The 15,876-nt window shown below is 37.4% G+C and carries 14 protein-coding genes; all 14 read left to right on the plus strand.

What is annotated here, in order from left to right:
- Window position 1: 1 nt before the first annotated feature.
- The 14 genes from BMX11_RS18030 (at window position 2) to BMX11_RS18095 (ending at window position 15,472) form a co-directional block, all read left to right on the plus strand.
- Window positions 2–874: an alpha-1,2-fucosyltransferase gene (locus BMX11_RS18030; RefSeq protein WP_090886837.1), complete on the plus strand. Its 873-nt coding sequence runs from the start codon at window positions 2–4 to the stop codon at window positions 872–874.
- A 1-nt stretch (window position 875) separates the two neighbouring features.
- Window positions 876–2,162 carry a glycosyltransferase family protein gene (locus tag BMX11_RS18035; RefSeq protein WP_090886839.1) on the plus strand — a complete coding sequence of 429 codons (1,287 nt, stop codon included), beginning with the start codon at window positions 876–878 and terminating at the stop codon, window positions 2,160–2,162.
- Between the two features lie 91 nt (window positions 2,163–2,253).
- Window positions 2,254–3,315 (plus strand): EpsG family protein, encoded by a 1,062-nt coding sequence (locus BMX11_RS18040; RefSeq protein ID WP_175474610.1) that lies wholly within the window; start codon window positions 2,254–2,256, stop codon window positions 3,313–3,315.
- Window positions 3,306–4,385 (plus strand): glycosyltransferase, encoded by a 1,080-nt coding sequence (locus BMX11_RS18045; protein WP_090886843.1) that lies wholly within the window; start codon window positions 3,306–3,308, stop codon window positions 4,383–4,385. Before BMX11_RS18040 ends, BMX11_RS18045 begins: the two co-directional genes overlap by 10 nt.
- On the plus strand, window positions 4,378–5,151 hold the full coding sequence (locus tag BMX11_RS18050; protein WP_090886845.1) for a glycosyltransferase family 2 protein: 774 nt from the start codon (window positions 4,378–4,380) through the stop codon (window positions 5,149–5,151). Before BMX11_RS18045 ends, BMX11_RS18050 begins: the two co-directional genes overlap by 8 nt.
- A 49-nt stretch (window positions 5,152–5,200) precedes the next feature.
- The gene (locus tag BMX11_RS18055; RefSeq protein WP_090886846.1) at window positions 5,201–6,016 is read left to right on the plus strand and encodes a glycosyltransferase family 2 protein; all 816 of its coding nucleotides are present in this window, start codon (window positions 5,201–5,203) and stop codon (window positions 6,014–6,016) included.
- A gap of 4 nt (window positions 6,017–6,020) precedes the next feature.
- Window positions 6,021–6,914: an NAD-dependent epimerase/dehydratase family protein gene (locus tag BMX11_RS18060; RefSeq protein ID WP_090886847.1), complete on the plus strand. Its 894-nt coding sequence runs from the start codon at window positions 6,021–6,023 to the stop codon at window positions 6,912–6,914.
- A 2-nt stretch (window positions 6,915–6,916) separates the two neighbouring features.
- Complete coding sequence (gene gmd / locus BMX11_RS18065; RefSeq protein WP_090886849.1) at window positions 6,917–8,044, plus strand: GDP-mannose 4,6-dehydratase; 1,128 nt, start codon at window positions 6,917–6,919, stop codon at window positions 8,042–8,044.
- Between the two features lie 48 nt (window positions 8,045–8,092).
- Window positions 8,093–9,028, plus strand: coding sequence for a GDP-L-fucose synthase family protein (locus BMX11_RS18070; RefSeq protein WP_090886851.1), 936 nt, complete (start codon window positions 8,093–8,095; stop codon window positions 9,026–9,028).
- The gene (locus BMX11_RS18075) at window positions 9,012–10,103 is read left to right on the plus strand and encodes a mannose-1-phosphate guanylyltransferase (protein ID WP_245738706.1); all 1,092 of its coding nucleotides are present in this window, start codon (window positions 9,012–9,014) and stop codon (window positions 10,101–10,103) included. The genes BMX11_RS18070 and BMX11_RS18075 overlap by 17 nt, the downstream gene beginning before the upstream one ends.
- Before the next feature lie 217 nt (window positions 10,104–10,320).
- Complete coding sequence (locus BMX11_RS18080; protein WP_090886853.1) at window positions 10,321–11,301, plus strand: MraY family glycosyltransferase; 981 nt, start codon at window positions 10,321–10,323, stop codon at window positions 11,299–11,301.
- Window positions 11,294–11,851 carry a PglD-related sugar-binding protein gene (locus tag BMX11_RS18085; protein WP_090886855.1) on the plus strand — a complete coding sequence of 186 codons (558 nt, stop codon included), beginning with the start codon at window positions 11,294–11,296 and terminating at the stop codon, window positions 11,849–11,851. The genes BMX11_RS18080 and BMX11_RS18085 overlap by 8 nt, the downstream gene beginning before the upstream one ends.
- Before the next feature lie 59 nt (window positions 11,852–11,910).
- Window positions 11,911–13,851 (plus strand): polysaccharide biosynthesis protein, encoded by a 1,941-nt coding sequence (locus BMX11_RS18090; protein WP_090886857.1) that lies wholly within the window; start codon window positions 11,911–11,913, stop codon window positions 13,849–13,851.
- A gap of 7 nt (window positions 13,852–13,858) precedes the next feature.
- Window positions 13,859–15,472 carry a gliding motility protein RemB gene (locus tag BMX11_RS18095; RefSeq protein WP_090886859.1) on the plus strand — a complete coding sequence of 538 codons (1,614 nt, stop codon included), beginning with the start codon at window positions 13,859–13,861 and terminating at the stop codon, window positions 15,470–15,472.
- The last annotated feature ends 404 nt before the right edge of the window (window positions 15,473–15,876 follow it).

The raw sequence follows: 15,876 nt of genomic DNA on the forward strand, positions 1-15,876 counted from the left end.
TATGGATGTTGTCGTAATTTTTAACGGTTTAGGTAACCAAATGTCTCAATATGCGTTGTTTTTGCAGAAGAAAAAACTTGATCAATCGACACAATTGATCTCATTTTGCGCAGATCATAATGGTTTTGAATTGGATTCTGTTTTTAGTGTCAGTTGGAAACGTAATATAAGGGAAAGGCTGTTGTATCTTACCTATCGAATTTTATTAACTGAGAAAAAAATTATAAAGCCGATTCAATTTTTATTCAGCAAATTTCAATTCAAAATTGTAAATGAAAATTATGACTACAGCTTTAAAAGAGAATATTTGTCACCTTCCAAAGGTATAACCTTCTACGTTGGGGGGTGGCATTCTGAATTGTATTTCTCTGAAGCAAGAACTGAAGTGAAGCGTGCTTTCCAATTTAAACAGTTAGACGACGAGCAAAATCGCGCTTTGCTTTCAAAGATAGTTAATGGCCAGTCTGTTGCATTACATGTGCGTAGAGGGGATTACATGAATGAAGAGAATCTAAAACTATTTGGTAGGGTTTGTACCGATGCTTATTTCCAAAAGGCTATCGCAACAATGATAGAAAAGGTGCCGGATGCTCACTTTTATGTGTTTTCAAATGATTTAAAATGGGTCAAAGAAAATCTGAGAATAGAAAGGGTAACCTATATCGATCATAATAGCGGTAAAGATTCTTGGAAAGATATGTATCTAATGAGTAAATGCAAACATAATGTGATATCAAACAGTACGTTTAGTTGGTGGGGAGCATGGTTGAACGAGAATCCAGAAAAAATAATTATATCCCCTACTAAATTCCTGAACGATGATCTGTCAACAGATGTTTATCCTCAAGAATGGTTAAAAATTTCAGAATATTAAGATGAAGCATATAGCGTTTACCATTTGTGCCAAAAATTATGTTGGTCTTGCACAAGTACTTGAAAAGTCATTGAAGCATCATCATCCAGAAGTAGAGTTTTTTATTTTAGTTGCCGATGAATTTGACCAATCAGATTCAGCATATGGGTTACCAAACAATGCATTTGTAGCTAGAGAGGTGCTTGGCATTAATGATGATCTTTGGAATGAGATGTCATTTAAATACGACCTTACAGAATTTTGTACCTCAATCAAACCCTCATGCTTCAAGTTTTTATTTAGGAATTTTGAGCCTGACACCTGCATTTACTTTGATCCTGATATTTTAGTATTTAATTCCCTTGACAGTATTTTGGAAATTCTTCGGGAAAAACATATTCTGCTAACACCCCATATTACGACTATTGAAACCAATTATAGCGGTAATTTAGCCGAAAGCGGATTCCTGTTTACTGGCATGTTTAACCTTGGCTTTTTGGGACTAAAACGTGGTGATGTTGCTAATAATATGCTCGATTGGTGGGATAAAAGACTTGAGGACAGGTGTTTTGTAAATAGGATGGAGAACTTTTTCACCGACCAGAAATGGATGGATTTCTTGCCATCATTTTTTCCAAATGAAATTCATATTTCTCAGGATCTAGGGCTAAACTTCGCACCTTGGAATTTTTACGAGCGGAAGCTTATCCAGTATGACAATATGCTACATGTCCAAAATCGTATAAGAGGTGAAGAAACAAATGATAGTCTGAAATTTGTGCATTTCTCAGGATTCAATTATAACGCGCTTTTAAATGATGAAGTTAAACAGGGTAACATACCTAATTTGGAAATTTTTCCTGATCTTCAAAATATCTTTGACACATATAGTACAGTATTGAAAGACAGTACACTAAAAGACTTCATTCAGCTAAACTATTCTTACAACTACTTCTCTGATGGTACACCGATATCTAAGACATATCGAAAGTTATACAGGAGATGGAAGGAGGATGGGATGGTGAAAGATAATCCTTTCCTTTCAACGGGAAAACTTTTCACTACATTAAAAAAACAAAAGGTTCTAGTTGAAAATTTGGCTAGTAGCGACAAGAGTACCGTGGCCAATGTGGGGGGTGTCGAAAGAAAATTGATTCTTGTGAATAAATTTTTAGCCTTAGGGTTTAAATTGTTGGGCGCAAATAGGTTCTTCATGCTGGTAAGGTTATTGAGATTGTATTCAAAGGTCGAAAACCATTTATACTTGCTTGATAAAAGCTATTTGCGAGAACCAAAAATTAGAGATTGACAAAGATTCACATTGGCAATATTGCATCCAGATTTTATTGTAATATAAATTGATATATTTCATATTATTCTTCATTTTATTGTTCTTTACTTTGTTTGATTTTCTGAAAATCGATAAATCAAGTAGAGCTATTGGTGTTGTGGCAATAGGTGTGATCTTAATTCTTGTTGGTGGCTTAAGATGGGAAACTGGTACTGATTGGGATAATTACTTTTACTACTTTGATAGCAATTATTCTTACGATGATTTTGTCAATGGCCAACATGAATACCTATATGCCCTTCTATCATTTACGGTTAAGCAGGTTTCTGAATCTTATACTGTTTTCTTACTGCTTTTTTGCTTCTTTATGATCTCGCTTAAGCTATATGGCTTTAGTCGGGTTTCAAATCTAAACTTTATCTTTCTAACCTTATTATTTTACTACGCTAATCAACTTGGAGACGTATCAGGAAATAGGCAATCACTTGCACTTTCTTTTGCTGTTATTGGCCTGGTATTCCTTGTTGATAGGAATCTGATTATGTTTCTAGTAGTTACTACGATTGCTTTTTTTTTCCATACTTCTGCAATTATTTCGTTCTTTGCAATACCACTAATGTATATCACAATAACCAGGCGTAGACTTGTTCTTATAATAGTTGCTGGTTTCGCAGTAGGCATATTTATATCTTTTACCGGAAGCAACAATTTTCTTTTTGCTTATTTGATGAGTGGAGACGGTCACATTGCTACCAAGTTAACTGCTTATGACGAAATTAAAGAATTAGGCAATAGCACAACTGGTAGTAGTATTGACCCCAAAGTGTCATACATCTTAGGGACTGTTAGAAGATGCTTTGTTTTACTCCCGTCGTTGATTTTTTATGAAAGATTAGAGAAGAATAAAAATTTCAGACTTCTTCTGAACATGTATGTTGTTGGGAGTTTAATCTATTTGATATTCACACCCGTTATACAAGTATTGAATAGGATGTCAGCATATTTTGATATTTCAGAGTTCCTCATTCTTCCTCTTTTTATTAAGATTTCATCTCAAAAATATATCCGCGTTTGTGTTTATATAATCCTTATTCTTTATGCATTTGCGAAATTTTACTCAAACATCATGAGCTTTTGGACATTTTACACACCTTATAAATTATGCTTTTAGGAAACACCTTATTTATTAATGCTAATCATCCTGAAGCAACTGGCGCAGCGGTTATTTCAGATAGAAATTATTTAATGATAAAGGAGAACAGTCAGAGCGCTCAGAGAATCAGAATCGATATTGCACTCAAGGACATACGATCTAATTGGATTTCGCTGTTCTTTAAATTTAATTTGGTCTCTAATGTAGATTTGGAACGAATAAGTGAAATTGTAAGTTCAAAAGAGATCAATACAATTTTTCTAGATAACTCTATGTTTGGAAATTTTGCTGCTAATTTGAAAACGCAATATCCTTCCATCCGGATAATTACTTTTTTTCATAATGTAGAACAGTCATATTTCAGAGAGCTGATCAAAGTCTCCAAAAAGCTATATCATTATTTTACGTTAGCACTGGTGAGGCGAGCTGAGAAACAGGCAGCTTGTTACTCCAATTTTACCATAACACTTAATCGCAGGGACGCGGATGAAATCAAACATCTTTACAATAGGCAGGTTGAACTTATTTTGCCTACCTCCTTTGTGGATGACTATCAAATCGAACAGTCAAATCCGCCGTCAACCGATGACAAATTAATTCTTCTTTTCGTAGGATCCTATTTCCCTCCGAATATTTTCGGTATCGAATGGTTTATTGAAAAAGTTATGCCTATAGTGAAGCGCAATATAGTAGTTTTTGTTGTGGGTAATGGATTTGAACTTCATAAACCTAAAAAAGCCACAAGGGCGGTAAACTTTATTGGTAAAGTAGATAGTATTCAACAGTTCTATAACAAAGCTGATTTGGTTATAGCTCCTATTTTCCACGGTTCAGGCATGAAAACTAAGGTTGCAGAAGCTTTAATGTACAATCGTCCTATAATTGGTACTAATGAATCCTTTGAAGGTTACGATGTAAATATCAGTCAAATTGGATTTCGATGTAATACTCCAGCAGAGTTTGCGAACGCAATCGAAAGTTTTCAACGTGATAAATTATCAGGTATACGTGACGTCTTTTTAAAAAATTACACGTTTGAAGCAACACTCGAAAAATTTACAAATTTTTTAAAAGCAGGCTATGAATAAAATAATTTCGGTAATAATACCTGCCTATAATTCTTCGCAAACTATTGTTCAGGCGTTAGATTCTGTATTTGAACAGACACTGCCTGCACTAGAAGTAATAGTTATTAATGACGGTTCTAAAGACAATACGCTTCAAATCTTACAAGATTACAAATTGACGAAACACCGAAGTAACTTGATCGTAATCAATAAAGAGAATGGTGGCGTTTCATCCGCCAGAAACTGTGGTATGGCTATTGCTAAGGGTGAATGGATTGCGTTTTTGGATTCTGATGATTGTTGGCATCCTGAAAAATTGAATATTGTTTCTATGTTTTTAGATAAAAATTTTTCACTTGTTGGTCATGGCTATCAAACAAATAGCTTTACTAAAGAAAATTTTGTAATTCCAGAATTTGAGAATATCAAAACAAAGAGATTCGGCTATACTAGTATACTTTTAAGGAATCGATTTGTTACACCTAGCGTAGTTGTGAGAAATACTGATGAGGTAAGGTTTGATGAAAGTATGAAATATGCTGAAGACCATGACCTTTGGCTACGACTCAGCGAGAAATTGCCAGCATTATATCTGGAGTTACCGTTGGTCAAACTTAGCAGGCCATTATTGACAGAAGGAGGCTTAAGTGGAAGTAAGCGTAAGATGCGAGCTGGGGAAATGAAAATGTTTATGAAACAAGCAAAGACTAATAATATTATATTTATTTCTTTGCCATTTTTAATAGCATTTTCGTCAATTAAGTTTATCCTCAAGATTTTCCGTTAAACCGGAATGAAATTAAGTTATATACATTAAAGTAAACCAACATTAATTAATGAGAATTACAGGTAGTATAGTTTTATATCATAATGAGAGAGACGTTTTGCTAGAAGCTATTAATAGTTTTTTGGCCGATGATTTTGAGAAACACCTTTACTTAATCGACAACTCAAGAACCAATGAGCTTCAAGACATTATTCAAGATAGTCATGTAACATATATTCACAATCCTGCCAACCCAGGCTTTGGTGCAGCACATAATATTGCTCTAAAGTTAGCTCATACGACCGCTTCTGACTTTCACTTAATCTTAAATCCCGATGTATATTTTGGAAAAGGGGTTATGCTCGAGTTGTTAGATTTTGTGAGAGACCGAGAAGATATTGGAAATATTATGCCGAAAGTACTTTACCCTGATGGTTCAGTCCAATACCTTTGTAAATTACTGCCCACTCCCTACGATTGGATTGGCAGGCGCTTTAATCCATTCAAAAATATGGTTGAAAAAAGAAACCAACTTTTTGAATTGAAATTTACGGGCTATGACAAAATTATGGAAGTTCCATACCTTTCGGGCTGTTTTATGTTTTTGAGGATAGCCGCGTTGAAAAAGGTTGGTATGTTTGATGAGGGCATTTTTATGTATGGGGAAGAAGCTGATTTATGCAGAAGAATTATTGACGGAGGTTTTAAAACTGTTTTTTATCCGAAAGCTACCATATACCATCATTTTGAGAAAGGATCTCATAAATCTTGGCGGCTAACTAAAATAGGTATTCAATCAGCAATTTATTATTTTAACAAATGGGGATGGTTCTTTGATCGAAGAAGGCACCGTATTAATCAAGGTACGCTAAAAAAACTAACATAACTTAATGAAATTTCTATTGACGGGAGCCTCAGGATTTTTAGGAAAGCATATCTTAGCAGTTCTGGAAAAAGAAGGGGATGTTATTACCATTGGAAGAAAAGAAGCCAATATCGTTTTCGATTTCAGTATTGGGGTACCTGCCTTGACTAATGTGGATGTTGTTGTGCATTGCGCCGGGAAGGCTCATTCAGTTCCGAAAACAGAAGTAGAGCGAAAGGATTTTTTCAAAGTAAATGTACAAGGTACTCAAAATATTTTGAATGGACTAATGGAAGCAAAGGCACTCCCTAGCGCGTTTGTTTTTATTAGCACTGTTGCTGTTTATGGCGCAAATTCAGGTGAAATGATTTCTGAGAATCATGCTTTAAATGCAGAAGATGCATATGGGCTTAGTAAAATTGAAGCCGAGCGTTTAGTCTTGGACTGGTGCAAGGCCAACCGCATAAGATGCACAATATTACGATTGCCATTGCTAGTTGGGCGTAATGCTCCGGGTAATTTAGGTGCAATGATTGCGGGGATTAGCAAAGGGTATTATGTTAATATTGCTGGCGGAGAAGCGAAGAAGAGCATGGTATTGGCACAGGATGTAGCTAATATTATTCCCTATGCCTCAAGAATAAATGGGATTTTTAACTTAACAGATGGTTATCATCCATCTTTCAGTGAATTAGCATTTCATATTGCAATGCAATTATCTAAAAAAAGACCGGTAAACATTCCTTACTGGATTGCTAAACCACTAGCACTTATTGGAGATATAGTGGGGTCAAAAGCCCCTATCAATACGCAAAAATTAAATAAAATATTAACTGATTTGACTTTTGACGACACAAAAGCAAAAAAAGAACTAAATTGGAAACCAACTCCTATTCTAAAGGGGTTTGAATTAGTATAACGATGAAAAAAGCCCTAATCACAGGTATAACAGGACAAGACGGTGCCTACCTAGCAGATTTATTATTAAAAAAAGGATATGAAGTTCATGGGATCAAACGTCGTAGCTCATTATTCAATACTGATCGTATAGATCATTTATATCAAGATCCACATGAGAGTAATGTTCGGTTCAAATTGCATTATGGGGATTTAACCGATTCAACAAACTTGATCAGGATTGTACAAGAAGTACAGCCCGATGAAATCTACAACTTAGGTGCGATGAGTCATGTTAAAGTCTCTTTTGATTCGCCAGAATATGTGGCTAATGTAGATGGTATTGGTACCTTAAGGATATTAGAGGCTGTGAGAATATTAGGTTTAGAAAAGAAAACCAGAGTTTATCAGGCATCAACATCAGAGTTATTTGGCGGTATGCCGGAAAACAAAAATGCTCAGGGATTCTACGATGAAAATTCTCCATTTTATCCTCGCTCACCATATGGCGTAGCAAAAATATACGGTTTCTGGATTACAAAAAATTATCGTGAGGCTTACAACATGTTTGCTTGTAATGGTATTTTATTTAATCATGAGAGTCCGCTAAGAGGAGAAACTTTCGTAACCCGAAAAATAACCAGGGGGACAGCTAAAATTGCCTTAGGTCTTCAAGACAAGCTTTATTTAGGTAACCTTGATGCACTACGCGATTGGGGGCACGCAAAAGATTATGTAGAGGCTATGTGGTTAATTTTACAGCAAGATGTTCCTGAAGATTATGTAATTGCTACTGGTGTTACTACTTCTGTTAGAGATTTTGTTAAGATGTCTTTCCAGGAGGTTGGCATTGAACTGGAATTTAAAGGAGAAGGTGTAGAGGAAAAAGCTTATGTAGTATCTTGCTCAAATCCTGATTATCAATTGGAGATCGGCAAAGAAGTTGTAGCTGTTGATGCTACATATTTTAGACCAACAGAAGTAGATTTATTGATTGGAGACCCTACGAAATCTAAGACTAAATTAGGATGGAAACCGCAGTATGATTTGGCTGGGCTGGTTGCAGATATGATGGCCTCGGATGTAGATCACTTCAGAAAGGAGCTGATGCTAAAAGAGGCTGGATACAGCGTTAAAAATCAGTTCGAGTAAACTCATTTTGCGGGAAGGATAAGGCCTTCCTGCAGGCAAAACACTATAATGAATAAAAGCGATAAAATTTATATAGCTGGCCACCGGGGAATGGTAGGATCAGCCATCAAGCGGCACTTAGAAGCTAACGGCTACACGAATATTATTACACGTACTTCTTCTGAGTTAGATTTGCGAGATGGTCAGGCAGTTGCTGCTTTTTTTGAGCACGAAAAACCACAATATGTTTTTTTGGCTGCGGCTAAGGTAGGTGGGATTGTCGCCAATAACACCTACCGAGCAGATTTCATTTACGAAAATCTGATGATTCAGAATCATGTGATCCATCAGGCTTATCTGAATTCGGTAAACAAGCTCATGTTTTTGGGCTCTTCCTGCATCTATCCAAAATTAGCCCCACAACCCTTGAAAGAAGATTATCTTTTAACGGGTGAGCTTGAACCAACCAACGAGCCTTATGCCATTGCTAAAATTGCAGGAATCAAGATGTGTGATGCTTATAGGGATCAATATGGCTGTAATTTTATTTCAGTTATGCCAACCAATTTGTACGGCCCGAATGATAATTACGATTTAAATAATTCTCATGTATTGCCAGCACTGTTGAGGAAATTTATTACGGCAAAGCAAAATGGAGATTCTGCTGTAACCATTTGGGGTACAGGAAGCCCGAAAAGAGAATTTCTTCATGCGGATGATTTAGCTGAAGCTTGCATCTTTTTAATGGAAAACTATAATGAGCCGGGGTTGGTAAATATTGGAGTCGGAGATGATCTTTCTATTTTGGATCTAGCGAAATTGGTGAAAAAGGTTGTTGGCTTTGAAGGTGAGATTTTAACTGATGCCAGCAAACCGGATGGTACGCCACGAAAATTGATGGATGTGAACAAACTTCATGCAATGGGTTGGAAAGCTAAAATATCCCTCGATGAGGGTATAACACGAGTATATCAGGAGATTAAAGATAATGACTGGAAATCATAATACCTATGTATTAATTATGGCGGGAGGCGTGGGCTCCCGCTTCTGGCCAAAGAGCCGTAACCAATTCCCAAAGCAATTTATAGATATATTAGGCTTAGGCAAATCTTTGTTGCAACTTACGTACGAAAGGTTTACTAAAATTTGCGACCCAACGCAGATCTATATTTTAAGTAATGAGCATTATAAGGGTTTGGTATTGAACCAGCTTCCCTCATTACGTGAAGATCAGGTCTTGCTGGAGCCTAGTAGAAACAACACGGCTCCCTGCATTGCATACGCCAGCTATAAGATTTTAAAGACCAATCCGGAAGCGAATATTGTTGTGGCACCATCGGACCACTTGATTTTAAAGGAAGAGGAATTTTTAAATAAAGTTCAGCAAGCTTTAAACTTTTCAGCTACTCACGATGCTTTGCTTACCTTGGGGATACAGCCAACCAGGCCAGATACGGGCTATGGCTATATTCAATATGAGGATGCAGCATTGAATACTGAAGGTGTTCGGAAAGTAGCAGCCTTTAAAGAAAAACCATCTTTAGAAAAAGCACAAGAATACCTCGTCAGTGGAGAATATTTATGGAATGCGGGGATCTTTATCTGGTCGGCTAAGGCTATCCAGAAAGCTTTTCAAAAATACGCGCCAGTAATAGATCAAATTTTTGCCTCTGGTACAGCAGTTTACAATACTCCAGACGAGCAAGCTTTTATTAAGGAATTCTACCCAACTTCACCTAATATTTCTATTGATTATGCGATTTTGGAGAATGCAGATAATGTATATACACTGCCGGCAGATATTGGCTGGTCTGATTTAGGAACCTGGGCATCTTTACATGCCGTGGCTGAAAAAGATGCACTGGAGAATGCAGTAAGTTGTACGGAAATTAATATCCAACAAACACAGAATTGCATTATTCAATTGCCAAAAGGCAAAGCTGCTGTAATTAAAGGACTGGATAATTATATCGTAGTAGATGATGGTAACGTTTTGTTGATCTATCCGAAATCTGATGAACAGGAAATTAAACAAGTAGCTGCTTCAATGGTGGAAAACTATGGACAGCACCATTCTTGAGGTATAAGGTGTGGGGCTTAAGGTGTAAGGTCTATGAACCGCATAAGTTCAAATGCTTACTTGCTTAGCGCCTTCTCCGTGTTAGAAAAAAGCAAGCATGAATCAATTCATCGATTCATGCTTGCTTTTTTGTTTATGATCTTGTCCTAAACTTAATTTTCTTTGCAATTAAATCACATCAAATTTCCCTATCTTCGCAAAATTAAAATAAATCTCTATGTCTGTTCTTTACGCATTATTTTTGCTCGTTATTTTGTTTGTGACTGAGTTAGTCTATTTCAAGATCGCCGATCATTATAATATCATCGATCAGCCGAATCATCGGAGCTCCCATTCTACGGTTACCATTCGTGGAGGTGGGATTATTTTTGGCGTTGCAGGGCTATTGGCCTTTTTTCTGTTTGGTTTTCAATATTTATTTTTCAGTATCGGACTATTCCTGATTGCATTGATCAGCTTTTTAGATGATATGCATACCTTAAACAACAAAGTTCGTTTAGTGGTGCATGGCTTATCGGTATTGTTACTTTTTACCCAGTTGGATGTGATTTATTTTCCCTGGTATTTTACGGCAATTGGAGCTGTGGTCGTGATCGGAACCATTAATGCCTATAATTTTATGGATGGCATTAACGGGATTACAGGAGGGTATAGCCTGTTGTTATTGGCAACACTGTATTACATCGATCAATATATTATTGATTTTACCTCGGTACAGTTACTGCTTACCGTAATCATAGCTGTAATAGTTTTTAACTATTTCAATTTTAGAAAAAAGGCAAAATGTTTTGCCGGTGATGTTGGGAGTGTAAGCATTGCCTTTATCATTGTCTTTCTTTTAGGTCAGTTGATTTTCAAAACCCAAAATCCGGTTTATATTCTTTTCTTGTTAGTGTATGGCCTGGATACCGTGACTACTATTTTCTTCAGGGTGATGAGAAAAGAGAATATTTTTAAGGCGCATCGTTCTCATTTCTATCAGTTTTTATCTAATGAAAAGAAATGGCCACAACTGGCCGTAGTTGCCCTTTATTTAGCTGTTCAGCTCGCAATCAATGCTTTAATCCTTTTCGTTATTCAGGCTAATTTGTTATCGGCATTATTCTTGTTAATGCTGTGTCTGGTTGTTTTTGTGTCCCTGCGTTTAAAGATTGAGGGTAAAGAACATCTGTTTAACTTAAAGTTAAGTGATGGCTGATAGCATAATTTATGGAACAGGAGGGCACGCCAGGGTATTGGCTGCCGGCTTAAATTTAAACGCTCCACCCATTTTGGGATATTTTGATGATCGCATTACCCAGCCTTTTATTCAAGGCTTGCCCATTTTGCAATACGATCCTCATGTTTTTCCCGATGCCGAAGTCTTAATTGGTATCGGCAATAACGAGATCCGAAGAGCCATTGCTGCTCGCGTACAACACAAATCAGGTGTTTTTATTCATCCACAGGCTATAGTTGCACCAGATGTAATTATTGGTCCTGGCTCAGTTATTTTAGCCGGAGCGGTAATTCAAACAGGTGTTATATTAGGCGCACACGTTATCGTGAATGCCAACGTAACCATTGATCACGACGCTGTTTTGGGCGATTTTTGTAGCATTTACCCCAATGCCTATGTTGGTGGCGGCGCTAAAATTGGCTCAGGAGTTACCATAGCCGCCTGTACGGCCGTTGAGCGTTTAGCTACTATTCCAGGTGTGTTTGAAGAGGATTGGTCTATATCGATGGATTTTTCTTCATCATCATAGAATTGTTACCTATTGCTGATTAAAAAACTTATCTTTAGCAAATTTTACCCTATCGAACCTTGTTTACTCAAATTAATATTGTACCCCGTTGGGTGATATTCGTACTAGACTTGTCTATTTGTGCGATGTCGCTCATTTTTGCTTATGCTTTAAGGCATAACCTATATCTGGCAGCTGTTGATCTTCCAGAATTGGCCCGGAATCTCCTGATTTTAGGACTAATCAATATTGCCGTATTTTTTCACATCAAAACTTACACCGGAATCATTCGATATACCAGTGCCCAGGATTCTTTCCGGATTCTTTTTTCGGTGATCATCAGTAATGGAACTTTCTTTTTATTGAACATCATCTATATCACTTTCTTTAAAATCAGCTTAATCTCTGTAGCCATTTTAATTACAAATGGTTTAACCAGTTTCTTGTTGCTGATTACTTACCGGATTTTGATTAAGTACTTTTTCATGTATGTGAAAAATCTGAATCTGGATGTGAAAAAGGTAATCATTTACGGTGCCGGTGAAGCAGGTTTGGCCACCAAAAGAACTTTTGATCACGATGGAAGTTTTAACAAGAAAATTGTTGCTTTTATTGATGACGATATTCGTAAAGTAGGTAAGGCGATTGATGGTATCCGGATTTTGGATGCAGGCACACTACCGCATCTGGTAGCGGAGCATGAGCTGGATGAAATTATTTTTGCTTCTTACACCATCCCTGATGATCGGAAAGACCAGGTAGTGGACCTCTGTTTAGAAAACGATATTAAAATTTTAAATATTCCACCTCCCGATGTTTGGGAGAATGGTAAGCTTCAGCCTGCCCAGATTCAGAAGTTAAATATTGAAGATCTGCTTAACCGGAAATCGATTCAGATTGATATTGAAGGTATTGGCAACATGTTGCGCAAAAAGCGTATTCTGATTACTGGTGCTGCGGGTTCTATAGGCAGTGAGGTAGTGAGACAGTTAATGAAATTTGAAGTAGGTTTAATCATTCTTTGTGATCAGTCTGAAAGTGCCCTTCATGAAATTCATTTAGAGTTGCAGGAGCATAATAATCAACAAAACTTCGTGGCCTTTATTGGCGATGTACGCGATTTGCAACGGATGGAGAAATTGTTCGAGACTTATAAGCCTCACTATGTATATCATGCCGCGGCCTATAAACACGTGCCTTTAATGGAGAATAATCCAGCTGAGGCGATTAGAACCAACGTAGGTGGAACAAAATTGATTGCAGATTTATCGGTGCGTTTTGGAGTGCAGAAATTTGTAATGATCTCTACCGATAAGGCGGTAAACCCAACCAATGTAATGGGTGCATCTAAGCGGGTAGCAGAAATTTATGTGCAATCACTGAATAAATCTTTAAGTACTGATGGCTTTATCTTTAGCAATGGCCTGAGTTATATTAACGAACAGGAGATAAAGCCGATTACTAAATTCATCACTACCCGTTTTGGTAATGTTTTAGGATCAAATGGTTCGGTAATTCCACGGTTTAAACAGCAGATTGAAAAGGGTGGCCCCATTACCGTAACACACCCGGAAATTACCCGTTATTTCATGACCATTCCTGAGGCTTGCAGGCTAGTGCTCGAAGCAGGCTGTATGGGAAAAGGCGGGGAGATCTTCGTTTTTGATATGGGTAAATCGGTTAAGATTATTGAATTAGCCAAAAAGATGATCCGTTTATCGGGCTTGGAACCTAATATTGATATTAAAATCGAATTCTCGGGATTAAGACCTGGGGAAAAACTTTACGAAGAACTTTTAAACGATAACGAAAACACTTTGCCAACACACCATGAGAAAATCATGATTGGCAAGGTAAGGGAATATGTGTTTGAAGAGGTAGAGAAGAAAATATACGATTTGATCGAATCTGCCAAATCTGGAAGCGATAGGGAGGTGGTTATCCATATGAAAAAACTTGTTCCTGAATTTAAGAGTAAAAACTCGGTGTTTGAGGAATTGGATAAAGTAATAAACGACTAATTATTAGATGAGAAAATATCTTTTGTTAGCCTTGCTGGCCACTAGTGGCTTGGCTGTACAGGCTCAGGATCCTACCCCAAACCGGATTATTCCTTACGATTATCAGTTCTATCAAAAATTCAACTCTGCAGTATACGATCCGAATTCGAAATTTCACTCTTCGATTAAAGGATTCTACTCAGATGATCAGGCTTTAACCAGCCGTTTCGACTCATTGATGAACTACGGAACGGATAGTTTAAACAGACGCAGCTGGGTTCACCGAAAATTGTTTCAGGAGCATTTATTGCAATTCAAAGGTGATGATTATGATGTTTATGCAGATTTTCTTCCTGATTTCCAGATCGGTAGAGATGTAAGTGGCAAAAGAACTACCTGGTTAAATACCCGTGGTTTTCAGGTTGGTGGAAATGTAGGGAAAGAGTTTTCTTTTTATCTGAATGGTTACGAGAACCAGGGGAAGTTTGTAGATTACGTAAATAACTTCATCGTTAAAAATCAGGTGGTACCAGGGCAGGGATATGGTAAATTAGCCACCAACACCCAGGATTGGTCGTATGTAACTGCATTGCTTTCGTACACACCTAATAAACACCTGAACTTTGCGTTAGGTTACGACAAAAACTTTATTGGAGATGGATACCGCTCCATGCTCCTTTCTGATGTTTCTTCTAATTATTCTTTTTTTAGGGCCAGAGCCACCTTAGGAAGTGTACAGTATCAAACCATTTTTGCCTATATGCTGGATCCAGGAGCCGAGAAATTAGCTACCGATAGAAGATTAGGCGATAGAGGTAAATGGATGGCAGCACATTACGTTGATTGGAATGCAACCAAGAGATTTTCTGTTGGTTTCTTTCAGGCGGTAACCTGGGCAGATGCGGAGGTAGAGGGTAAACGCGGATTTGACTTTAATTACATTCACCCTTTTATATTCTTACGTCCGGTAGAGAACACCAATACCACTTCTCCGGATAAGATGCGTTTAGGTTTCAACCTGAAGTATGAGATCTTTAAAAAGAGCAGTCTTTATGGGCAGTTTATGTTCGATGAATTTACGGCCAAAGAGTTTTTTAAAGGCAATGGTTATTGGGCTAATAAGTGGGCCATTCAATTTGGTATCCGCGGGGCAGATTTATTCAAGGTTAATGGTTTAAATTACCTTGCCGAGTTTAATACAGCCCGTCCGTATACTTACGCGCATTTCAATAGATTATCTAACTACTCCAACTATAATCAGGCCTTAGCGCATCCATATGGTGCTAATTTTAGGGAGTTTTTAGGGATTTTAAGCTACAGTTATAAGCGATTCGATTTCCAGGGACAAGCCATTTATTCGAGATATGGTTTAGATCCTGAAGGCATGAATTATGGTGGAGATATCTTTAAAGACTATACCACAAGGGCTGTAGATTATGGTAGCCACGTAGGGCAAGGTATTGCAACCGATTTGTATTACGTTAAGGGACAGGTAGGATATCTGCTTAATCCGAAGTATAATTTACGTATTGAGGTTGCAGGAACGATAAGACAAGAGCGTAATGACTTAGGTGCAAATAAGGCAGGCTTATTTACGATCGGGTTAAGAAGCTCATTCAGAAATATTTATCACGATTTTTAGGCTTAAAATATAGAAAAGTAAAATATATTGTCTCCCTGAGCTTCCCGATGTGAAATCGGGACAAGTAGTTGAAGGGCAATACATTTTACTTTTTTCCTATGTCAAAATTCATCGACATACTTTTCCAGCTTTTATATCGGAAGCTCTCTTTTCTAGTTATAGGGTCTCGCTACAACCTAATAATTTTTCTCTTTTCCTCTCCGCCGGAAGGGCTCGTACCTTTTTCTTGGCAAAAAGGTACCCAAAACCCAAGGCTTGCATCCTTTCTTGGCTAGAACATCCTAATGCTGATGGCGGAAATAAGAGGCTTAGGCCTTTGCTCTTTAGGCCAGCTCTCGCTGCTTATTTCCTTGGTGAGTGGATACCCCTTTGAAACTGCAAGCATTCGACTGTCCTATCCTGCG

This window comes from Pedobacter rhizosphaerae (assembly GCF_900111155.1).
Classification (GTDB): domain Bacteria; phylum Bacteroidota; class Bacteroidia; order Sphingobacteriales; family Sphingobacteriaceae; genus Pedobacter; species Pedobacter rhizosphaerae.

What these genes read in the sequence shown, in the direction of transcription:
- BMX11_RS18045 (WP_090886843.1), top strand. Translation starts at nt 3,306, where the DNA reads ATGCTTTTAGGAAACACCTTATTTATTAATGCTAATCATCCTGAAGCA.
- BMX11_RS18055 (WP_090886846.1), top strand. Translation starts at nt 5,201, where the DNA reads ATGAGAATTACAGGTAGTATAGTTTTATATCATAATGAGAGAGACGTT.
- BMX11_RS18070 (WP_090886851.1), top strand. Translation starts at nt 8,093, where the DNA reads ATGAATAAAAGCGATAAAATTTATATAGCTGGCCACCGGGGAATGGTA.
- BMX11_RS18080 (WP_090886853.1), top strand. Translation starts at nt 10,321, where the DNA reads ATGTCTGTTCTTTACGCATTATTTTTGCTCGTTATTTTGTTTGTGACT.
- BMX11_RS18030 (WP_090886837.1), top strand. Translation starts at nt 2, where the DNA reads ATGGATGTTGTCGTAATTTTTAACGGTTTAGGTAACCAAATGTCTCAA.
- BMX11_RS18095 (WP_090886859.1), top strand. Translation starts at nt 13,859, where the DNA reads ATGAGAAAATATCTTTTGTTAGCCTTGCTGGCCACTAGTGGCTTGGCT.
- gmd (WP_090886849.1), top strand. Translation starts at nt 6,917, where the DNA reads ATGAAAAAAGCCCTAATCACAGGTATAACAGGACAAGACGGTGCCTAC.
- BMX11_RS18035 (WP_090886839.1), top strand. Translation starts at nt 876, where the DNA reads ATGAAGCATATAGCGTTTACCATTTGTGCCAAAAATTATGTTGGTCTT.
- BMX11_RS18060 (WP_090886847.1), top strand. Translation starts at nt 6,021, where the DNA reads ATGAAATTTCTATTGACGGGAGCCTCAGGATTTTTAGGAAAGCATATC.
- BMX11_RS18050 (WP_090886845.1), top strand. Translation starts at nt 4,378, where the DNA reads ATGAATAAAATAATTTCGGTAATAATACCTGCCTATAATTCTTCGCAA.
- BMX11_RS18085 (WP_090886855.1), top strand. Translation starts at nt 11,294, where the DNA reads ATGGCTGATAGCATAATTTATGGAACAGGAGGGCACGCCAGGGTATTG.
- BMX11_RS18075 (WP_245738706.1), top strand. Translation starts at nt 9,012, where the DNA reads ATGACTGGAAATCATAATACCTATGTATTAATTATGGCGGGAGGCGTG.